At 71.2% G+C, this 21,109-nt stretch carries 18 protein-coding genes and 1 pseudogene; 10 read left to right on the forward strand and 9 right to left on the reverse strand.

Annotated features, from left to right (window positions below):
* The first annotated feature begins 51 nt into the window (after positions 1-51).
* Positions 52-621 carry a MerR family transcriptional regulator gene (locus LY41_RS15155; protein ID WP_308292254.1) on the forward strand — a complete coding sequence of 190 codons (570 nt, stop codon included), beginning with the start codon at positions 52-54 and terminating at the stop codon, positions 619-621.
* Positions 622-890: 269 nt separating this feature from the next.
* On the opposite strand, the gene LY41_RS15160 is transcribed toward LY41_RS15155, so the two are convergent.
* The 5 genes from LY41_RS15160 to LY41_RS15180 all read right to left on the reverse strand — a co-directional run bounded on the left by LY41_RS15160 (position 891) and on the right by LY41_RS15180 (position 6,303).
* Positions 891-2,153 carry a hypothetical protein gene (locus tag LY41_RS15160; protein ID WP_253864676.1) on the reverse strand — a complete coding sequence of 421 codons (1,263 nt, stop codon included), beginning with the start codon at positions 2,151-2,153 and terminating at the stop codon, positions 891-893.
* An 86-nt stretch (positions 2,154-2,239) separates the two neighbouring features.
* Positions 2,240-3,136 (reverse strand): 3-methyladenine DNA glycosylase, encoded by an 897-nt coding sequence (locus tag LY41_RS15165; protein WP_253864677.1) that lies wholly within the window; start codon positions 3,134-3,136, stop codon positions 2,240-2,242.
* Positions 3,126-4,172: a hemolysin family protein gene (locus LY41_RS15170; protein WP_253864678.1), complete on the reverse strand. Its 1,047-nt coding sequence runs from the start codon at positions 4,170-4,172 to the stop codon at positions 3,126-3,128. Before LY41_RS15170 ends, LY41_RS15165 begins: the two co-directional genes overlap by 11 nt.
* Complete coding sequence (locus LY41_RS15175) at positions 4,169-5,485, reverse strand: hemolysin family protein (RefSeq protein ID WP_253864679.1); 1,317 nt, start codon at positions 5,483-5,485, stop codon at positions 4,169-4,171. Before LY41_RS15175 ends, LY41_RS15170 begins: the two co-directional genes overlap by 4 nt.
* A gap of 239 nt (positions 5,486-5,724) precedes the next feature.
* Positions 5,725-6,303, reverse strand: coding sequence for a TetR/AcrR family transcriptional regulator (locus LY41_RS15180; protein ID WP_253864680.1), 579 nt, complete (start codon positions 6,301-6,303; stop codon positions 5,725-5,727).
* Between the two features lie 188 nt (positions 6,304-6,491).
* Here LY41_RS15180 and LY41_RS15185 point away from each other — a divergent pair, with 188 nt between their 5' ends.
* The 6 genes and pseudogenes from LY41_RS15185 (at position 6,492) to LY41_RS15210 (ending at position 11,866) form a co-directional block, all read left to right on the forward strand.
* Positions 6,492-7,817 (forward strand): glutamate-cysteine ligase family protein, encoded by a 1,326-nt coding sequence (locus LY41_RS15185; protein ID WP_372493303.1) that lies wholly within the window; start codon positions 6,492-6,494, stop codon positions 7,815-7,817.
* A gap of 132 nt (positions 7,818-7,949) precedes the next feature.
* Positions 7,950-9,368 (forward strand): ergothioneine biosynthesis protein EgtB, encoded by a 1,419-nt coding sequence (gene egtB / locus LY41_RS15190; protein WP_253864682.1) that lies wholly within the window; start codon positions 7,950-7,952, stop codon positions 9,366-9,368.
* 3 nt (positions 9,369-9,371) lie between these two features.
* The gene (gene egtC / locus LY41_RS15195; protein WP_253864683.1) at positions 9,372-10,145 is read left to right on the forward strand and encodes an ergothioneine biosynthesis protein EgtC; all 774 of its coding nucleotides are present in this window, start codon (positions 9,372-9,374) and stop codon (positions 10,143-10,145) included.
* The gene (gene egtD, locus LY41_RS15200) at positions 10,142-11,113 is read left to right on the forward strand and encodes an L-histidine N(alpha)-methyltransferase (RefSeq protein ID WP_253864684.1); all 972 of its coding nucleotides are present in this window, start codon (positions 10,142-10,144) and stop codon (positions 11,111-11,113) included. The genes egtC and egtD overlap by 4 nt, the downstream gene beginning before the upstream one ends.
* Before the next feature lie 165 nt (positions 11,114-11,278).
* Positions 11,279-11,443, forward strand: a pseudogene (locus tag LY41_RS24190) (nitroreductase family deazaflavin-dependent oxidoreductase); the annotation flags it as partial.
* Positions 11,435-11,866 (forward strand): nitroreductase/quinone reductase family protein, encoded by a 432-nt coding sequence (locus tag LY41_RS15210; RefSeq protein ID WP_253865045.1) that lies wholly within the window; start codon positions 11,435-11,437, stop codon positions 11,864-11,866. The pseudogene LY41_RS24190 and the gene LY41_RS15210, both read left to right, overlap by 9 nt.
* On the opposite strand, the gene LY41_RS15215 is transcribed toward LY41_RS15210, so the two are convergent.
* From LY41_RS15215 to LY41_RS15230, 4 genes are all read right to left on the reverse strand, one after another.
* Positions 11,838-12,398, reverse strand: a complete 561-nt coding sequence (locus LY41_RS15215; RefSeq protein WP_253864685.1) for a GNAT family N-acetyltransferase — start codon at positions 12,396-12,398, stop codon at positions 11,838-11,840. The genes LY41_RS15210 and LY41_RS15215 overlap by 29 nt on opposite strands.
* Positions 12,399-12,549: 151 nt before the next feature.
* Positions 12,550-15,360, reverse strand: a complete 2,811-nt coding sequence (locus LY41_RS15220; RefSeq protein WP_253864686.1) for an aconitate hydratase — start codon at positions 15,358-15,360, stop codon at positions 12,550-12,552.
* A gap of 282 nt (positions 15,361-15,642) precedes the next feature.
* The gene (locus tag LY41_RS15225) at positions 15,643-17,118 is read right to left on the reverse strand and encodes a proline-rich domain-containing protein (protein WP_253864687.1); all 1,476 of its coding nucleotides are present in this window, start codon (positions 17,116-17,118) and stop codon (positions 15,643-15,645) included.
* 107 nt (positions 17,119-17,225) lie between these two features.
* Positions 17,226-17,735, reverse strand: a complete 510-nt coding sequence (locus LY41_RS15230) for a hypothetical protein (protein WP_253864688.1) — start codon at positions 17,733-17,735, stop codon at positions 17,226-17,228.
* 254 nt (positions 17,736-17,989) lie between these two features.
* Between LY41_RS15230 and LY41_RS15235 the strand changes: the two genes are divergently transcribed.
* The 3 genes from LY41_RS15235 (at position 17,990) to LY41_RS15245 (ending at position 21,107) form a co-directional block, all read left to right on the forward strand.
* Positions 17,990-19,285, forward strand: a complete 1,296-nt coding sequence (locus tag LY41_RS15235; protein WP_253864689.1) for an NlpC/P60 family protein — start codon at positions 17,990-17,992, stop codon at positions 19,283-19,285.
* A gap of 116 nt (positions 19,286-19,401) precedes the next feature.
* Entirely contained in the window at positions 19,402-19,902 is a 501-nt protein-coding gene (gene mobA / locus LY41_RS15240) for a molybdenum cofactor guanylyltransferase (RefSeq protein ID WP_253865046.1), read from the forward strand.
* Positions 19,903-20,033: 131 nt separating this feature from the next.
* Positions 20,034-21,107 (forward strand): AAA family ATPase, encoded by a 1,074-nt coding sequence (locus tag LY41_RS15245; protein ID WP_253864690.1) that lies wholly within the window; start codon positions 20,034-20,036, stop codon positions 21,105-21,107.
* The last annotated feature ends 2 nt before the right edge of the window (positions 21,108-21,109 follow it).

A 21,109-nucleotide genomic window follows, 5' to 3' on the forward strand; every position in this document is an offset into this window, starting at 1 on the left:
GGCCGGCGGTCTTGTTTCGTCGGCCGCGCGGCCGGGCGAGAGGAGGCATGCGTGGTCGACGACAGTCCGATCAGGGGCATCGACGGTAGTGAACAGGAGGCACTGTTCCCCGACGATTCGCTGCCGGATGAGCTGGTTGGCTACCGTGGCCCTGCGGCCTGTCAGATCGCCGGAATCACGTACCGTCAGCTGGACTACTGGGCGCGCACCAAGTTGATCGCGCCCAGCATCCGCACGGCGCACGGTTCGGGCTCGCAGCGGCTGTACTCGTTCAAGGACATGTTGGTCCTCAAGATCATCAAACGACTGCTCGACACGGGTATTTCGCTGCAGAACATCCGGGTCGCGGTCGATCACCTGCGGGGCAGGGGAGTGCGCGATCTGGCGCGGGTGACGCTGTTCTCCGACGGTACGACCGTCTACGAATGCACGTCGCCGGAGGAGATCGTCGATCTGCTCCAGGGCGGTCAGGGTGTGTTCGGTATCGCCGTCAGCGGTGCGATGCAGGAGATCAGCGGCTCGTTGCACGAGTTTCCCGCCGAGCGGGCCGACGGTGGTGAGATCGAGACGCCGGTGGCCGACGAGCTGTCCCAGCGGCGCCACGCCCGCCGCACCGGCTGAGGCGCAGCCCGGCGCCACACCTCGACGTCATATCTCGACGTCATATCTCGACGACTGAGCGCGTACGAACCGCGGTTCGTACGCGCTCAGTCGTGCAGGGTCGTGGTGATCCGCAGGTTGTATAACGACCTATACGGCAGTGCATCTCTATGCGGCAGCGCCTCAGTGCTCCCCCTCTTGCTCATCTCTTGCTCCGGTTGTGCGGTGCCGGGAGGCTTCGGAAGGCGCAGGGGAGGGGCCGGCTCGGCGTACCGGCGTCACGGGCCGGATCAGCCCGTGACGCCGGCCTGCGCGAAGTGCTGCTGAGACTGCGAGGTCAGGTGCGCACGGAACGACTGTGCGGCGCGCTGTTGCACGGTGTCCACGCCATCACCTGCGAGGCTGAGATAGGTGAACTCACCGTCGGGGCCGGTGGTGAGCTGTTCCGGTGAGGCACCGATCCGGTCGGGCTGGGCCGAGGCGAGCCGGTCCGGCCACTGCGGGCCGTCCGTGATCCATGCGCCGGGTGTGCCGCGGGTGCGGTCGCCGGTCAGGTCGTCGAACACCTCCGACGGCGCCGCCGGCTGCACCGTCACGGTGATGCAGTGTCCGTGGACCACGGTGTCGTCGTCGTTCCATGTCTTGGCGGCTTGCCGGACGGGTTCGGCCACGGCGGGCGCCGTCGCCACCCGCAGCGTCGACCGGCCTTCCTGACATGCCGCGGCCTGCGCTTCGGCGCGGCTCGAGAGTGCACCGGAGGCCCAGTTCCAGCCGAAGATGCCCGCCACGACGAGCACCACGAGTACGCCACCGGCCACCGGCCACGCCGCGATCTTGCGCTGGGGCTTCTTGTCCACGGCGCGATGGCTTCCGGTCGAGGTGACCGTGCCGTGCCTGCCCGTCGTCGTGACGGCCCGGCGGCTGCCGGTGGCGCTGACGGTGCTGTGGCGGCCGGTCGCGGTGGCACGGCGACCGCCGCCGCTCGACGCCGTAGCCGCGTCGCGGCCGGTCCCGGGGGCTGTCGTTCCGGAGGTGGCGGAGTCGGAGGTGGCCCCGGCGGCCGGGCCGGTGGCGCCGGGCGGGGTCTCGCTCGTGGAGTGGCCCGCGTCGTGGACACGTGGCCGGTCGGCGTGCGGGCGGGAAGGAGGTCCGGCGTCCGCTGGTGCCGGGTGGGGGAGCGGGGCGTCCGGCCGGGCTCCGGTAGCCGTGTGGGCGGCGTGGTCCCGGCGGCCGGATTCGTCTCCGGTCGGGACCGGGCCGTCGGCCGGAGGACTGTCGGCCGGGACGGGGTCGAGGCGGGTGGTCCGCTCGGCCGCGTCCTCGGCCCGGGTGCGATCCGGTCCGACCGGGTGCATCGCGGGGGAGGTGGACAGGACGTCGTCCGGGGCCGGCGCATAGCCGGGCGTGCTGCGATAGGCAGCCGGCGGCGTGGTCGTGTCGCGGAACCAGTCGTCCGGCGATCCGCCCGTGCTCGAGCCGGTCTCCGGTCTCTCGCTGCGCAGCGGGTCAGGCTGCCCGGGAGCCGGGTCCTCGGCTCTGTAATGCCGCCCCATTCGCGTCCTCTCGCTTGCACCGAGTGCCGGTCACACTCTGTCGACGTGACACAAACGTAACCACCCTAACAGCCCAACCCGTCGGATCAGTGTGATTCGGATCCGACTTCCGTCGTGGCGAGCAACTCGCGGTAGAGGGCGATCAGCCGTTCGCGTAACGGCGCGGCGCGCCGGGTGAACGCGGCCTGTTGCCGGGCGTACTCGGCACGGCCCGCAGCCGTCTCGATCCGCACCGGGGAATAGCCCAGGTCCGACAGGTCGTACGGGCTCGCGCGCATGTCCAGGACCCGGACGTCGGCCGCCAGCTCGAAGCAGTCTCCGAGCAGCTCCGACGGCACGAGCGGGCCGAGCTTGTAGGCCCATTTGTAGAGGTCCATGCCGACGTGCAGGCACCCGGGCTGGTCGAGGTCGCGCTGCGTCTCGCGGGTCGGCTGCAGCGTGTTCAGCGGCCGTGCCTGCTCGGTGAAGAACCGGAAGGCGTCGTAGTGGCCACAGCGGATGTCGAGGCTCTGGACAACGTCGTCGGTGCCGCCGGAACCCAGTCGCAGCGGTAACTGAGCGTGTCGAACCTGGTCCGGCGGGTGGCGATACACCATGGCCCATTCGTGGAGGCCGAAGCAGTTCAGCCGGGGTGGGCGTGAGGCCGTCGCCTCGAGCAGGGAGAGCACGTACCGCGCCATGCGGGCACGCTTGGGCGGCAGCACCGGATCGGCGTGGACGCCGTCGGCGGTCTCCACGTACCCGGTGCGGTCGAGGAACCGTCGGATCCCTTCTCCGGTGAGCAGCACGCCCGGACCCGGCTGCCAGCGCTCGAGCTGCGAGGGCGGCAGCGAGTAGTAGGTGAACAGGAAGTCCAGCACCGGGTGCTTCTCACCGCGGGAGCGTCGTTCCTGACGGGGCTCTGTCCACGGCCGCATGCGCGTGGTGTGCGCCTCTTCCCGCGCCCGCCATTCCGGTTCGGTGAGCACCGTGTCAGGTGACATGTGTGCCGTCCCGCACCGTGCCGACGTACTCCTCGACGAGGTCCTCCAGCGCGGCCACGCCGATCACCGCGCCCGCGTCGTCGGTGGCGGTCGCCAGGTGACTGCCCTCCCGCCGCATCGCCGACAGCGCGGTGTCGAGCCGCGCGTGCACCGGCAGCTGGGTCAGCCGCCGGATCTTGCTCACCGGGACCCGCGCTCCCGGATCGTCGCCGAGGTGGTCGAGCACGTCCTTGACGTGCAGGTACCCGACGAGGTCGCCGCTGTCGGCACGCAGCGGGTAGCGGGAGAACCCGGTGGCCGACACCGCCGCCTCGACGTCGCCGAGCGTCGGATGATCCGGCACGGTCCGCAGCTCGGCCATCGGTACGACGATGTCGGCAACGGTCTTGTCGGCCGAGGACAGCGTCTGCGACAGCCGCCGGTGCTCGGCGTGCTCGATGAGCCCCTCCCTGCGTGACTCGCTGAGCAGTGCGGCCAGCTCGTCGGAGGTGTAGCCGGTGTCGATCTCGTCCTTCGGTTCGACACGCATCAGCCGCAGCACGCCGTTGGCGATCCCGTTGAGCAGCCAGAGGAACGGGTGCACCAGCCGGACCCACGCGACGTGCACGGGCACGAGCCACAACGCCATCCGCTCCGGCTCGGCGATCGCGATGTTCTTCGGCACCATCTCGCCGACCAGCACGTGCAGCAGGGTGATGGCCACGAGCGTGACGACGAAGGCGACGGCGTGCACGACGTACGCGGGCAGCGGGACGCCGAGTGCGTTGACGGCGGCCTCGAGCTGGTTCGCCACGGCCGGTTCGCCGAACTGGAGCAGCAGCAGCGAGCACACCGTGATGCCCAGCTGTGCGCCCGCGAGCATCAGCGAGACGTTCTGGCCCGCCTTGATGACGGTCCTCGCGCGGCCTTTGCCCGCTTCCAGCAGCGCTTCGAGCCGGTCCCGCCGGGAGGAGATGAGCGCGAACTCGGCGCCGACGAAGAATGCGTTCAACCCCAGCAGGACGGCGATGAGGGAGATGGCGACCCAGTCGTTCACGCGGGCACCTCCCGTCGCTCGACGCGGACCTCGGCGATGCGGTGCCGGTCCATCTCGGTGACGGTGAGCCGCCAGCCGTCGATGTCGACCGAGTCGTCGGCGGCGGGGATGCGGCCCAACCGCTCGAGGATCAGGCCGGCGATCGTCTCGTAGTCGCCGTCGGGCATGGCGAAGCCGGTGATGTCGGCGACCTCGTCACCGCGCAGCTGCCCGGACACGGCCCAGCTGTCGACGCCGATCTGTTGCGAGGCGGGCTCCTCGCGGTCGTCGTGTTCGTCCCGGACGTCGCCGATGATCTCCTCGACGACGTCTTCGAGGGTGACGAGCCCGGCGCTGCCGCCGTACTCGTCGACCACGATCGCCAGCTGGAAGCGCGAGGCACGGAGGCGCTCGAGCAGCGTGTCGCCCGGCAGCGATTCGGGCACGGTCGGGACGGGGCGCATCACCGAGCCGATCGGCACGGTGGTGCGCTCGTCGGCGCGGACCGTGAATGCCTGTTTGATGTGCACGGCGCCCTGGACGTCGTCGAGATCCTCGCGGTAGACGGGGAACCGGGACAGCCCGGTGCGCCGCGACACCTCGACGAGGTCGGCGACGGTCTCGTCGAGGTGCAGTGACTCGACACGCACGCGCGGGGTCATCAGCTCGGCGGCAGTGCGCTCGCCGAACCGCAGCGAGCGGTCGAGCAGGTGGGCGGTGGCGACGTCGAGGGTGCCGCTCGCGGCGCTCGTGCGCACGATCGAGCCCAGCTCCTGGGGCGACCGTGCGGAGCGCAGTTCCTCCTGCGGTTCGATGCCGAGTTTGCGGACGACGACGTTGGCGCTGTTGTTCATGAGCGCGATCAGCCAGCGGAACAGCGCCGAGAACCGGGAGTGGTAGCCGGCGACGGCTCGCGCCGTGTTGAGCGGCAGCGAGACGGCGAGGTTCTTCGGCACCATCTCGCCGATGACCATCGACAGCGCGGTGGCGAGCAGCATCGACAGCACCAGCGACGTGCCCCGAGCGGCGCCCTCGGACAGGCCGACGCCCGTCAGCACGGGGCGGATCACCTGGCCCAGCAGCGGTTCGGCGACGTACCCCGTCAGCAGGGTCGTGAGTGTGATCGCGACCTGGGCGCCGGACAACTGGAACGAGAGGGTCCGGTGCGCCTTGAGCACGGTCTTCGACCGGCGGTCGCCGACCTGGCGGACGTTGGCCTCGATGGTGCTGCGTTCGAGTGTGGTGAGGGAGAACTCGGCCGCCACCGCGAGGCCCGTGCCGACGGTCAGCAGGACGACGACCAGCAGGCCGCCGATGATGAGCAGGACGTCCATCAGCAGGCGCCGCCCGGGGCCGCAGGGGCGGGGCGGACAGGGGGAGACATCAACGAGCCGGGTCTGTCACCCGGCCGAATACTGTCATCCGGTGACTGCGCATCGCGCACGAACGACGTCACTCCTCGGGCAGCACAGGCGAACAGGGGATACGAGCATCTTAACCAGGACAAACGGTGGCGACGGCGGCGGAGTTCCCGAACCGGGCAGGCCTGCGCCGTGCCGGCCGGCGAGCGGGCTCAGTCGCCCCGGTGGCGGCGGACGCTGTCCTCGACGACGTCCAGGACGGGCTCCAGGTCGTCGGCGGGCAGGCCCATCGCGAGGTGGGAGACCAGCCCCTCCAGGACGAGCTGGAGGTAGTCGGCCAGCACGTTCACCTCGATGTCGTCGCGCAGGTTGCCGGACCGGCGCTGCCATTCGAGGCGCTTGCGGGTGGCGGTGGTCAGTTGCTGCGAGTGTTCGGCCCACCGGCTGCGGAACTCGGGGTCGGTACGCAGCCTGCGGGAGACCTCGAGCCGGGTGCCGAGCCAGTCGGCCGGGTGTTCGGAATCGCCGGCCAGCAGGTCACGCATCACCTGCACGAGACCCTGCTGCGCGACGACGTCGGCCATACGGGCGGCGTCGTCCTCGGCGAGGGCGAGGAACAGCGACTCCTTGTCGCGGAAGTGATGGAAGATCGCGCCGCGTGACAGACCGGTCGCCTCTTCGAGCCTGCGGACGGTGGCACCCTCGTAGCCGAAGCGCCCGAAACACAGGCGTGCGCCGTCGAGGATCTGGCGTCGGCGTGCTTCGAGGTGGTCCTGGCTGACCCGTGGCATTCACCGATCTTGACACCGGGCACGCATGAGATGCAAACCGTACGTACGTACTGGGATTGGCGTGTCGCCCACTGCGTATCGGCGTTCGCGCCCCGTTCGGCCCCGCGCGGTGGCTGCGATTGTCGGTGGCCGCCGGTAGCGTCCGACAGCGACGGTCCCCGAGTGGATGCGGTGGTCGCATGACGGCGATGCACGGTTCTGTCACTTCAACCCCGGACACCCCGACTCCGGAGCCCCCGAGTTCAGAGTCCCCGACCCTAGAGACCCCGACCCCGGACGCTGCGGCCGTGGAGGTCGCCGCACGGGCGATCGCCGACCGCGCCGAAGGGGAGGCGTACGTCGCCTCGGTCTGCTTCAAGCACGGCCCGCCGCGGCTGACCGGTGCCGAACTCGAGTTCCTCGTCCACGACGCGGCCGATCCGAGCCTCCCGCTGGACCCCGATCGCTTGCGGCGCGCACTCGGCGCGCACGCTCCGGCCACGCTGGCGCCCGGCGGCCGCGCCGCACCGTTGCCTGCAGGATCGACCCTCACCCTCGAACCGGGCGGCCAGGTGGAGATCTCCACGCGCCCGCAGGAGTCGGTGCCGGCGCTGGTGACCGACGCGGGCGTCGACCTGGCTCACGTCACCGACCTGCTCGCCGCCGACGGTCTGGTGCTCGCCGCGGAGGCGATCGACCCGGTGCGCCCGCCCGCACGGGTCCTCGACACCGAACGTTATGCGGCGATGCAGCGCCGGTTCGCCGCGATCGGCCCCGGTGGCGCGACGATGATGTGCAGCACCGCGGCCGTGCAGGTGTGCGTGGACGCCGGGGAACCCGCCGCGGTACCCGCCCGCTGGGCGGCCGTGCACGCACTCGGTCCCGTCCTGCTCGCACTGTTCGCCAATTCGCGTACCCACACCGGCCGCGACACCGGGCACGCGTCGGCACGCTGGCGCGCCGTGATGGACACCGAACCCGCCCGCACCGACCCGGCCGCGGGCAGTGGCGCCGTCGCCGATCCGCCCGCACGCTGGGCCTCCCACGTGCTCGACACGCCGCTCATGGTCCGCAGGCGCACGGCCGGACCCTGGGACGCACCCGCCCGGCTGACGTTCGCCGACTGGATCGCCCGCCGCGGCGCCGCCCGGCACTGGCCGCCGCCGACCTTCGGCGACCTCGACTACCACCTGACCACACTGTTCACCCCGGTCCGCCCGCGCGGGCACCTCGAGGTGCGCTACCTCGACGCGCAGCCAGCAGGCCGCTGGGTCGATCCCGTCGCGCTGCTGGCCGCGCTGCTGCGCGGTCCGGCGGTGGTCGACCGCGTCCGCGAGGTCTGCGCACCCACCGAGGGCCGGTGGGCCGACGCCGCCCGGCTCGGGCTCGCCGATCCCGCCCTCGCCCGCGGCGCCCGCGGCGTCGCGGAGCTCGGCTGTGACGGTCTCGCCGATCTCGGCCTCACGTCCGCGCTGGCCGAGGAGATCGCCACCGCCGTCGCCGCCCGGCTCGACGGCCGCCTGCACCCCGCATGACGCCGATACCCGCCGGGCCGCCGGTGTGCCGGCACCCCGGCGCGTCAACCCGTTGCTCGTCCCCGCTGTCGTTCCAGCCCCCTGTCGTTCCAGCCCACTGTTGTCCAGCCCACTGTCGTTCGAGGAGGAAGTATGGCCGCGTTCGATCGTTCCCCGGTCCCCGCTGCGCCGGAGGTGCCCGGTACACCCGACCCCGCAGGTGGCCCCGACCCCGCAGGCGCACCCGATCGGCGGCCGGGCGGCACCGCCGAGGACCTGCGTGCCCACGCGGCCGCGGCGCTGGACCGGGCGCGCCGACGCACCGCGGCACTGACCGACATCGACGACACCGAGCTCACCCGGCAGCATTCGACACTCATGTCCCCGCTGGTGTGGGATCTCGCGCACGTCGGCAGCCAGGAGGAGATCTGGCTCGTGCGGGACGTCGGCGGGCGTGAACCGTTGCGCCCCGATCTGGACGAGTTGTACGACGCGTTCCAGCATCCGCGTTCCGACCGGCCCGCACTGCCGCTGCTCGGTCCGGACGAGGCCCGCGCTTACGTCGGCCAGGTCCGGGACAAGGCGCTGGACGCGCTCGACCGCGTCCCGTTGGAGGGTGACCGGCTGACCACGTCGGCGTTCGCGTTCGGCATGATCGCCCAGCACGAACAGCAGCACGACGAGACGATGCTCGCGACCCATCAGCTGCGCCGCGGCGATCCGCTGCTCGAGGCGCCGGCTCCGCCCGGCAGGCGCGCCGGATCGTTGCCGGAGGAGGTCGTCGTGCCCGCGGGGTCGTTCGTCATGGGCACGTCGGTGGAACCGTGGGCGCTCGACAACGAACGACCCGCCCACGAGGTGTTCGTCGACGCCTTCGCGCTCGACACGGTCCCGGTGACGAGCGGGCGGTACGCCGCGTTCGTCGAGGCCGGCGGGTACACCGAGCCGCGGTGGTGGAGCGAGGAGGGCTGGGCGTACGTGACCCGCCACGGCATCACCGCGCCGCGGTTCTGGTACCGCGACGAGGGCCGCTGGCGGCGCAGGCGGTTCGGTGTGGACGAGGCGGTCCCGGCCGACGAACCGGTGCTGCACGTGTCGTTCCACGAGGCCGAGGCCTACGCCGCGTGGGCGGGCAAACGGCTGCCCACCGAGGCGGAATGGGAGAAGGCGGCCCGCCACGACCCGGCGTCCGGCCGTTCGCTGCGCTACCCGTGGGGCGACGGCGAACCCACGGCCGAGCGCGCCAACCTCGGTCAGCGGCACCTGCGGCCCGCGCCGGTCGGTGCCTACCCGGACGGCGCGTCGCCGGTGGGTGCGCATCAGCTGATCGGTGACGTCTGGGAGTGGACGGCCACGGAGTTCGCGGGATACCCGGGCTTCACGGCGTTCCCGTACCGCGAGTACTCCGAGGTGTTCTTCGGCAGCGACCACAAGGTGCTCCGCGGCGGATCGTTCGGCACCGATCCGGTGGCGATCCGCGGTACGTTCCGCAACTGGGACTACCCGATCCGCAGGCAGATCTTCACGGGCTTCCGCTGTGCCCGCGACCTGCGCCGTGACGAGGTGGTGTGAGCGGTGTGCCGGCATCTCGCGTATCTCGGCGCACCGGCCTCGCCCGCGGACCCGCTGGTGGGCGCGCCGCACGCGCTGCTCGTGCAGTCCTACGCCCCGGCGGACATGCGCGGCGGCGGCACCGTCAACGCCGACGGGTTCGGCCTCGCCTGGCTGGCCGACGACGCCGGCCCGCCGGTGCAGTACCGCCGTGCTCGTCCGATGTGGACCGACGACACGCTGCCGCGGTTGGCCGGCACGCTCCGGCCCGCGGCCTACGTCGGCGCGGTGCGCTCGGGTACGCCGGGCATGCCGGTCGAGGAGGGCGCCTGTGCGCCGCTGGTCGACGACCGGTGGATGTTCAGCCACAACGGGGTCGTGCGCGACTGGCCGTCCTCGGTGGCGGGGCTCGCGGAGAAGCTTCCCGTCGTCGAGCTGCTCGGCCTGGAATCGCGCACCGACTCGGCATTGCTGTGGGCACTGCTGCGGCATCGGCTGGCCGTGGGCGGCGATCCGGTGACCGAGGTGGCGCGGCTGGTGTCCGATGTGGACCGATCGGCGCCGGGATCGCGGCTGAACCTCGTGCTCGCGGGCCGCGACCTGCTCGTCGCGACCGCGTGGACGCATTCGCTGTCGGTCCGCGCAGACCCCGGCGGCGTCGCCGTGGCCTCGGAACCCTACGACGACGATCCGGCGTGGCAGGCCGTTCCCGACGGCCACCTCGTCATCGCCCGCCGGGCCGCCACCGGCGCGGTCACCAGCACGATCCTGCCCCTCGACGAACGGAGCTCGGAGTGAACAACGTGATCATCGAACGGCACCGCAGCGGCGACGACCTGACCACGGCGCTGCGCCGCGACGTCCGGGAAGGACTGTCGGCGGCGCAGAAGTGGTTGCCCGCCACGTGGTTCTACGACGCGCGGGGCAGCGAGTTGTTCGAACAGATCACCGCGCTGCCCGAGTACTACCCCACGCGCGCCGAGCGGGAGGTGCTGCTGCGCGAGGCCCCCGCGATCGCCGCGGCCACCGGGGCGCGCACGCTCGTGGAACTCGGCGCCGGCTCGAGCGAGAAGACCCGTGCGCTGCTCGACGCGCTGCGGTCGGCCGACACGCTGACGAGCTTCGTGCCCCAGGACGTGTCGGCCTCGGCGCTGACCGAGGCGGCGGAGGCGATCGCCGCCGATTACCCGGACCTGGCCGTGCACGGCGTCGTCGGGGACTTCACCGTGAATCTCGGCGAGCTGCCGGGCACGTCGCCGAGACTGGTGGCGTTCCTCGGCGGCACGATCGGCAATTTCCCGCCCGCCGAGCGCGCGGCGTTCCTGCGGTCGGTGCGTGCGGTGCTCAAGCCGGGGGAATGGCTGCTGCTCGGGACCGACCTGGTGAAGGACCCCGCCACGCTCGTGGCCGCCTACGACGACGCGGGCGGCGTGACGGCCGAGTTCAACCGCAACGTGCTCACGGTGCTGAACAGTCGCCTGGACGCCGACGCCGACCCGGCGGATTTCGACCACGTGGCCGCGTGGGACGCCGAGCACGAGTGGATCGAGATGCGCCTGCGTGCCCGGCGCGATCTCGTGGTGCATGTCCCGGGCGCCGGGCTGGACGTCGAATTCCGCGCGGGCGAACATCTGCGGACCGAGGTCTCCGCCAAGTTCCGGCCCGACGGGGTGCGGACCGAACTCGCCGAGGCGGGATTCACCCGCGAACACTGGTGGACCGACGAGGCGAACCGGTTCGGCGTCTCCCTCTCCCGCGCCGTGTGAGGCCTGCGTCCGTTCGTGTGTCCTGCACTCGGCACCGCGTGTCCTGCACTCGGCACGGCCGTCGGGAAACCGGCGTGCGGCACGCCCGTCGGCAATGATCGAATGTCCGGTATGCGGAACCCCCTGCCCGCCGTCGCCCGGGTTCTGGGCCGACGGCGGTCGCTGATGAAGCTCGCCGAGGGCATCGTGTGGGCCGACGCTCGCCTGCACCGCGCCTCCCGGGGACGGGCCAGTCTGGTCGGCATCGCGGGCCTGCCGTCACTGCGACTGATCACGACGGGACGCCGGACCGGACAGCCGCGGGAGAACAATCTGCTCTACCTGCCCGACCGCCGGGCTCCCGACAACGAAACGCCCGGCAACGAAACGCCCGGCAACGAAGCGCCCGGCAACGAAGCGCCCGGCAACGAAACGCCCGACACCCGAGCCGCCGGCCGCAGCGGACCCCGGGGCACGGCGCGCGGGCGGGCGGCGCCGGGAACGGGCGGTGAGGCGTTCGTCGTCACCGGGTCGAACTGGGGCCGCCCCCACGACCCGGCATGGGCGCTCAACCTGCGCGCGTGCCCGGACGCGCGCGTGCTCGCCCGCGGCAGGGACGTCGCGGTGCGCGCCCGGGAACTCACCGGCCTGGACCGCGATGCCATGTGGCGACGGCTGCTGGCGTTCTGGCCCGGCTACGGCATGGAACGGCAGCAGGCGGGCCGCGACTTCCCGATCTTCGTGCTCACCCCGACCGGGGATCGCTCGCGATGATGCCCATCGCGATCACGTCGTGCCAGATGCCGCCGGAGTACAGTGCACTGCGGTAGATGCCTTCGCGGACGAACCCGCACTTCTCGTAGACCCGCTGGGCGCGGACGTTGAAATCGAACACTTCCAGGCCCACGCGGTGCAGCCCGGCTGTGCCGAACGCGTAGTTCAGCACCAGCCGGGTCGCCGCGGTGCCGTAGCCGCGGCTGAAGACGTCCGGGCCGAGCAGCGCGATGCGGTATCCCGCCGTGGCGTTCGGCGCGTCCAGCTCGTGCAACACCGCCTCGCCGAGGAACGCGCCCGTGCCGGCGTCGGTGATGGCCCAGTCCGCGCGGTCGTGGTGGTCGGCCCTGGTTGCCAGGTGCTGCCGCACCTCGTCGTCGGTGAACGTGCGGTGCGTCCCGGTCAGCCTGCGGACCACCGGATCGTCGACCATCCGCCGCACCCCGTCGAAGTGCTCCTCGGCGAGCGGGACGAGGCGCAGTCGGTCGTCGGTCAGGCTCGGCAGCTCGCGGAAGACGTCGGAGGGGATCACTCCGACACGGAACCATCACCGGTGCCGACGCGCGACCGGATATCCGGAGCGGTGGTGCCGGACCGGCCGGCCACAGCAGAACCGGCCGGCCACAGCAGAACGGCGCCGCGAGCCGAAAGGCCCGCGGCGCCGTCCGTCGCGTGTTACGGGATCAGGAGTTGGTCAGGTTCCGCAGCACGTACTGCAGGATGCCGCCGTTGCGGTAGTAGTCCGCCTCACCGGGGGTGTCGATGCGGACGTCGGCGTCGAACTCGACCTGCTTGCCGTCGGCCTTCGTGGCGGTGACCTTGACCGTCGACGGCGTCACATCGTTGTTCAGCTCGGTGATGCCGGCGATGTCGTAGGTCTCCGTGCCGTCCAGGCCCAGCGAGGACGCCGAGGAGCCCTGCGGGAACTGCAGCGGCACCACGCCCATGCCGATCAGGTTCGACCGGTGGATGCGCTCGAACGACTCGGCGATCACCGCCTGCACGCCCAGCAGGCGCGTGCCCTTGGCCGCCCAGTCGCGCGACGACCCGGAGCCGTACTCCTTGCCGCCCAGCACGACCAGCGGCGTGCCCTGCGCGGCGTAGTTCTGGGCCGCGTCGTAGATGAAGGCCTGCGGGCCGCCCTCCTGCGTGAAGTCGCGGGTGTAACCGCCCTGCACGTCGTCGAGCAGCAGGTTGCGCAGCCGGATGTTGGCGAAGGTGCCGCGGATCATCACCTCGTGGTTGCCACGGCGCGAGCCGTACGAGTTGAAGTCCTTGCGCTCCAGTCCGTTCTCCTTGAGGTACCGGCCTGCGGGCGAGTCCTCCTTGATGGCACCGGCGGGGGAGATGTGGTCCGTGGTGACCGAGTCGCCCAGCAGCGCCAGCACGCGGGCACCGGAGATGTCGGTGACCGGATCCGGCTCGGCGCCCATGCCGTCGAAGTACGGGGGCTTGCGGACGTAGGTGGACTCGGCGTCCCACTCGAACGTCTTGCCCTCCGGGGTGGGCAGGGCCTTCCAGCGCTCGCCGCCGTCGAACACGTCGGAGTAGTCCTTGGTGAACATCTCCTGTGTGATCGCCGAGTCGATCGTGGACTGGATCTCCTGCGGCGACGGCCAGATGTCGCGCAGGAACACGTCGTTTCCGTCGGTGTCCTGGCCGAGCGGCTGGTTCTCGAAGTCGAAGTCCATCGTGCCCGCGAGGGCGTAGGCGATGACCAGCGGCGGCGAGGCCAGGTAGTTCATCTTGACGTCGGGGTTGATCCGGCCCTCGAAGTTGCGGTTACCGGACAGCACCGACACGGCCGTGAGGTCGTTGTCCTGGATCGACTGCGAGATCTCCTCCGGCAGCGGACCGGAGTTGCCGATGCAGGTGGTGCAGCCGTAGCCGACCAGGTGGTAGCCCAGCTTCTCCAGGTACGGCCACAGGCCGGCCTTCTCGTAGTAGTCGGTGACGACCTGCGAGCCCGGGGCCATCGACGTCTTGACCCACGGCTTGGACGACAGGCCCTTCTCGACGGCGTTGCGGGCCAGCAGCGCGGCGCCGAGCATGACCGACGGGTTCGAGGTGTTGGTGCACGAGGTGATCGAGGCGATCACCACGGCGCCGTGGTCGAGCACGAACTCGCCGCGCTCCTCGGACGTGACGGTGACCGGCTTCGACGGACGGCCGTGGGCACCGTTGGCTGCCGACTGCACCGCCACGGCGTCCTCGGCGGCGAACGACAGCGCGGGTGCGTCGCTGGCCGGGAAGCTCTCCTCGACCTTCTCGTCGATCTGCGTGTGCGGGGTGGCCTGGTCGCCGGAGACGTAGTCGTGCAGCGACGTGCGGAAGGACGACTTCGCCTCGGTCAGCTCGATGCGGTCCTGCGGGCGCTTCGGGCCCGCGATCGACGGCACGACCGTCGACAGGTCCAGCTCGAGGTACTCCGAGTACTCCGGCTCGTGGGCCGGGTCGTGCCAGAGGCCCTGCTCCTTGGAGTAGGCCTCGACGAGCGCGAGCTGCTCCTCGGAGCGGCCGGTGAGCTTGAGGTAGCGGAGCGTCTCCTCGTCGATCGGGAAGATCGCGGCGGTGGAGCCGAATTCCGGGCTCATGTTGCCGATCGTGGCGCGGTTGGCCAGCGGCACCGCGCCGACACCGTCGCCGTAGAACTCGACGAACTTGCCGACCACGCCGTGCGCGCGCAGCTTCTCGGTGATCGTCAGCACGACGTCGGTGGCGGTCGCGCCGGGCGGGATCTGGCCGGTCAGCTTGAAGCCGACGACCTTCGGGATGAGCATCGACACCGGCTGTCCGAGCATCGCGGCCTCGGCCTCGATGCCGCCGACGCCCCAGCCGAGCACGCCCAGGCCGTTGACCATGGTGGTGTGCGAGTCCGTGCCGACACAGGTGTCCGGGTAGGCCTGGCCGTTCCGGGACATGATCGTGCGCGCCAGGTGCTCGATGTTGACCTGGTGGACGATGCCGGTGCCCGGCGGGACGACCTTGAACTCCTCGAAGGCGTTCTGGCCCCAGCGCAGGAACTGGTAGCGCTCCTTGTTGCGCTCGTACTCGATCTCGACGTTGCGCTCGAACGCGTCCTCGCGGCCGAAGATGTCGATCACCACCGAGTGGTCGATGACCATCTCGGCCGGCGCGAGCGGGTTGACCTGGTCCGGGTCGCCGCCGAGGGCCGTGACGGCCTCCCGCATCGTGGCGAGGTCGACCACACACGGCACACCGGTGAAGTCCTGCATCACCACGCGAGCGGGCGTGAACTGAATCTCGGTGGACGGATCGGCCTTCGGATCCCAGTTGCCCAGTGCGCGGATGTGCTCCGCGGTGATGTTGGCGCCGTCCTCGGTGCGCAGAAGGTTCTCCAGGAGAATCTTCAGGCTGTACGGCAGCCGCTGCGACCCCTCGACCTGGTTGAGGCGGAACACCTCGTACGAGGCGTCACCGACCTTCAGTGTGTCGCGAGCGCCGAAGCTGTTCTTGCTGGCGGGTGCAGTCACGTCTCACTCCATGCGGCGGTTAGTTCGGGTACCCAGGGCCGAGTCTTGCGCACCCCCGTTGCGCCCGCAGAGGTGGGCTCGGATGATCCCTGCGTTACAAACAGTACGCGTGTCCTTTTTTGGGTTCAAGGAAGGGTACGGCTGGATGTCGCCGGAAACGTGTGATATCCGCCCCGATTCCCGTTCACCTCGCACACAGGGCCCCGGCACCAGGTGCGGTGCCGGGGCCCTGGGTTCTCGGGGAGGCCCGGTGGGTGGCCGCCACGCGAGGCGGCCACCGGATCAGTAGTCGCCGGCGAGCATGGCCTTGAGGTCCTCCGGCTGCATGCTGCGCATGGCCGTGATGACCAGATCGTTCGCGGTGTCCAGGGGGCTGACGTAATGCTTGCCGTCGACCTCCGTGGTCACGACGCCGAGGCCCTGCTTCATGAACCCTTCGGTGACGTTGGAGACCATCTCCGCGGCGGCCGGTGGCATGTCGGGGGAGTCCGCCGCAGCCTGCCGGGCGATGTCGTCGGCGCACAGCCGCTGGCTCCGGCCCCGGGCCTGCATCTCGTAGCAGTCGCCGGACTTGGCGACCGTGATGGTGCTGCCCTGTACGGACACGGAGATCGACGTGATCGTGGCGCGCGTACCGCCGGTGACCTCGCTGGTCTCGGTCTGCAGGTCGGTGACCTCGGCGCCCGGCAGACCCTCGAAGCCGGCGGCCTGCTCGAGCAGCAGCGGTCCCGCGTCGTGCACCACCGCCAGCTGGTCCGGAGGCAGCAGTTCGATGACGCGCTCGAGGTCGCCGCTCAACGCGGCATTGACGGTGTCCTTCACGGCCGCGTCGACCGAGTCGGCACCCTTCGCGGGGATCGACCGCGACGACCACTCGAGGTCCAGGTCCTGCACGGCATAGTCGGCGAGCGTGTAGAAGAGGCTCGGATACCACTCGCCGTTCTCCTGCACGGCGGCGAGCCGCAGAGGCTCGTCGAGATCCTCGGCGATATCGACCGTGTGGCTGTCCTCGCCGAAGGGCGTGTTTTCGACTATCTGGTCCTTGAACTCGGGTGCCAGCGGCACCTCGGAGTAGTCGGCCTCGAACGTGATCGTCCCGCCCGTGAGCTCGGTGACGGTGACGCGGTCGTTGATCCGCTCCTCACCCTGCTCGTCGAAGCGCAGGTTCTCGGTGGTCACGCTGATTCCGCTGAACATCTCGGGATCGGCGTCCTCGGTGAGCACGCCGAGGCGCTTGTACTCGGCGATGAATTCGTCGAACGTATCGGTGAGCGGTCGGGATTCCGACGGGGCGAGGGTGCTCACGGCTCCCGCGACGTCATCGCCTTCGAGCGACGTCGCCAGCTTGCGCACGGCCTCGGTCGGCGACGACGAGCCCGCGGCGACGGAGCTCTGCTGGAAGAACGCGAAATAGCTGCCCACGGCGCCCGCGGCGACGACGAGCGCGATGACGAGCCCGATGACGAGCCCGCGTTTACGGCCCTTGCCCGCGGGCGGCGGAGCCGGGGCGACGGCGTCCTGCTGGCCGTACGGCGGCGGGTATCCCTGGTCGTATCCCTGCTGCGGCTGCCCGTACTGCGGTCCCGGCTGTCCGTACTGGGGCTGGCCGTATTGCGGTTGTCCGTACTGAGGCTGCCCGTACTGGGGCTGGCCGCCCTGCGGGTCGCCGCCCGGCTGGGGCTGACCGCCGTACGGCTGGCCCGGCTGCCCGCCGGGCTGGTTCCCCCACGGATTGTCGGGGTCTTGCGGAGTGGTCACGATTCCCACCTGCTCTGTGTCGATGCGCCGGTGCGCGGGCGCGGGTACCGGCGTCCTGTCTTGCCGGGCTCGCGGCGAACCGGAACCCGGATGTGCATGCCGACCGTTCAGTCGTGCCGCTGTGGCACGTCGGCGTTGTCCACTGCCGCCGCCTGCGTGGCCCGGTGAGCCGGTCCTGCGACGGCGAGCGTGACGAGTGCGGCGACCGCGGTGAGGCCCATGCCGAGCGCGGTCACAACGGGGCCGGACGGGGCGATGCCGATCAGTCCTTGATCACGTTCACCGGCTCGGACTGCGACGAGTACCGCGACGGTTCCCACCGGAAGTGAAAGAACAAGGCACAGCGCTGCGGCCGTGCGTACGAACCGGGTGGCCAGCGTGGCGGCGAACACAGCTGCCAGCAGCGGGACACCGGCCCACACGGTCAGCGCCTCCTCGGCGCCGCCCGCGAGGCGGAAGTGCTCGACCAGCCCCGCAGTTTCGTAGCTGCTGCGGTTCACATCGCCGGACGAGAACCACGGCAGAAACGTCCCGACGACGGCGAGTACGAGACCGACGCCGGTCAGCGCGGTGGCGGTGGTGCGGACCACGACCGCCGTCGGACGGGAGTTGACCATGCGCACCATCCTGCCGGATTTGCCCGACCAGCCGGATGGGGGTCCCCCAATACGGGGAAATGTGATGAACGATGCCGATGTTTCGAATGTGGCATGTGGTGGCGCAGAGGCGGTGATGGCACAGTTCTGCTCGGAGTAGCAGGAGGTGGGATCGGATGCGGACGAGCGCGGACCGAGCGGCGCAGTCGCGGGCGTCGGCGCCGCGGCCGGCCTGGTCGTCGGCGCGGCGGGGTGGACGGAGGTCCCGGCGCGGGGTGGCCGCGGGAGCGTTCACGCTGGCCGTGCTGCTCGGAGCCCCGGGTACGGCCGCTGCGGTGCCGCCGCCCCCGCCGAACCCGAGCGATGCGGAACTCGAAGCCGGCAGGGCGGAAGCGTCCGAGAAAGCGGGCGAGGTCGGCCGGCTCACCAGTCGACTCGCCGACGCCGAGGCCAAACTGACCACCCTGCGCAACCGGGTGGAGCGGAAACTCGAGCAGGCCAACAAGGCGCGGGTGGATCTGCAGCGGGCGCGGTCCGCCGCCGAGGCCGCGGAGTCACGTGCCGAGACGGCCCGCGCGGAGGTCGAGACCGCGTCGGGTGCGATCCGGACGGCGCGGAAGTCGCTGGACCGGTTCGTGGCGGGCAGCCACCGGCAGGGCACCGCGATCGGCTCACTGAGCGCCTATCTGGGTGCCGATTCGCCGAAGGATCTGCTCGCCCGGGAGCAGCTGCTGGGTGCCGTCGGCGACAGTGAGCTGGATGCGCTCGGCAGCATGAAACGCGCGCAGGTACGCAAGTCGAACAAGGAGGCCGCGGCCAGGGAGGCCCTCCAGGACGCGCGGCAGAAGCGGGCCGCCGCGGCGGAGGCGAAGACCGCGGCGGACCAGGCCCAGCAGGCGGCCGTCGCCGCACGCTCCCGGCAGGCGTCCCGTGCCAAGGAGCTCCGGACGGAGAAGAGCTCCGTAGAACGGCAGCTTCGTGAGGCGCGCTCGCACGTCGGCGGTCTCGAAGGGCAGCGCGAGCGGTACCAGGAGTGGCTCGCCGAGAAGGAGGCCGAAGAGGCTGCGCAGGCCCAGCAGGCGGCAGCCGCGGCCTCCGGCGGGGGCGGTTCGGCCCCGGCCCCAGCGGCGTCGGCGACGTCGGTACCGGCGGGCGCGAGCGTCGAAGCGGCGGTGCAGCGCGCGATGTCGCAGCTCGGTGTGCAGTACGCCTGGGGCGGCGGCAATGCGCACGGCCCGACGTACGGCATCCGCGACGGCGGCGTCGCCGATGCCCACGGCGACTACAACAAGATCGGCTTCGACTGTTCGGGCCTGATGATCTACGCGTTCGCCGGGGTCCAGGCGCTGCCGCACTACAGCGGTTACCAGTACGACGCGGGACGGAAGGTGCCGCTGTCGCAGATGCGGCGCGGCGACATGCTGTTCTGGGGCAATGGCGGCATCCATCACGTCGCGATGTACCTGGGCAACGGCCAGATGATCGAGGCACCGTACTCCGGTGGCCACGTCCGGGTCGTGCCGGTGCGGTACGGCGACATCCTCCCGTACGCCACGCGCCTCATCGGGTGACGGCGCGCGGCGCCGGCGCCTCCCCGGGCTCCGCGGCGGGGCCGGATCCGGAGCCGTATGCGGGCATCGTCGTGGCCGGCGGGCAGGCACGCCGGCTCGGCGGGGTGGACAAACCGATGCTCGACGTCGGCGGGCGCACGCTGCTGGCACGGTCACTGGATGCGCTGAGCGGTGCCGATCCCGTCGTGGTCGTCGGACCGCGGCGGCCCGATGTGCACGGCGTGCGCTGGACGCGGGAGGAACCGCCGGGCGGCGGGCCGGTCGCCGCGCTCGCCGCCGGGCTGGCTCTGGTGGACCGGCCGCGGGTGGTGGTGCTGGCCGGGGACCTGCGCGGGGTCACGCCGGACGTCGTGGGCCGCCTCCTGGACGCGCTCGACCGGCAGGCCCGCGAGCACCCCGCCGCCGGCCCCGACCCGGACGGTGCGGTCCTGGTCGACGCCGCCGGCCGCCGGCAGTGGCTGCTCGGTGCCTGGCGGACGGCGGCACTGCGCGCGGCGATCCCGGCAGCTCCCGCCGGTCACGCGCTGCGCCGGGTGCTGAATGGTCTGACCATCGCCGACGTACCGGCCCGCGGTGACGAGGCCGCCGACGTCGACACGGCCGGTGACCTGCCGTGACCGTCGGAGTGGTTCACAGGCGTCATACCGCGTGTCGGGTTCCATAGAACCCTCCACCTCAGCCACCGGGTGCGCGCCCGCGAGCGGTACGGTCCCGGCGAGAGGGAAGATCACCGGCAAGGAGGTTAGGTGTGACCGAGCCCGGCACCCCCGACAACGCGAGCGGGGCGGAACCCGGCGCACCGGCACGCGACGCCCAGCTGCTCGAACGCACCGTGTTCGAGGTCAAGCGCGTCATCGTCGGCCAGGATCGGTTGGTCGAGCGCATGCTGGTGGGGCTGCTCGCGAAAGGTCACCTGCTGCTGGAGGGCGTGCCCGGGGTCGCGAAGACCCTCGCCGTCGAGACGTTCGCCAAGGTCGTCGGCGGATCGTTCTCGCGCGTACAGTTCACCCCCGACCTCGTGCCCGCCGACATCCTCGGCACCCGGATCTACCGGCAGGGCAGCGAGAAGTTCGACGTCGAGCTCGGCCCGGTGGTCGCGAACTTCGTCCTCGCGGACGAGATCAACCGTGCTCCGGCGAAGGTCCAGTCGGCGATGCTCGAGGTGATGGCCGAGCAGCACGTCTCGCTGGGCGGGGAGACCTTCCCGATGCCGGATCCGTTCCTCGTGCTCGCCACGCAGAACCCGATCGAGAACGAAGGCGTGTATCCGCTGCCGGAAGCCCAGCGCGACCGGTTCCTGTTCAAGATCATCGTCGAGTACCCCACGGCCGAAGAGGAACGCGAGATCGTCTACCGGATGGGCGTGTCCGCGCCCGAGCCGCAGACGGTGCTCACGCCGGACGAACTCGTCCGGTTGCAGGGCGTGGCCTCGCAGGTGTTCGTCCACCATGCGCTCGTGGACTACGTGGTCCGCCTGGTCCTGGCCACCCGCACCCCGAACGACCACGGGCTCTCCGACGTCGCGGGGTGGGTGTCCTACGGTGCTTCGCCGCGTGCGAGCCTCGGCATCATCTCCGCGGCACGTGCGCTGGCCCTCGTGCGCGGTCGTGACTACGTGCTGCCGCAGGACATCGTCGATGTCGCCGGAGACGTGCTGCGCCACCGGCTGGTGCTGTCCTACGACGCACTCGCCGACGGCGTTCCGCTCGACCACATCGTGAGCCGCATCCTGCAGACCGTGCCGTTGCCCCAGGTGACCGCGCGTCCGCAGGGCCCGCAGGGCGGTCAGCCCGCGGTCGCGGCCGGCGCGCCGGGCCGGTAATC

The sequence above is a fragment of the Prauserella halophila genome, from assembly GCF_024171895.1.
GTDB classification, from domain to species: domain Bacteria; phylum Actinomycetota; class Actinomycetes; order Mycobacteriales; family Pseudonocardiaceae; genus Prauserella; species Prauserella halophila.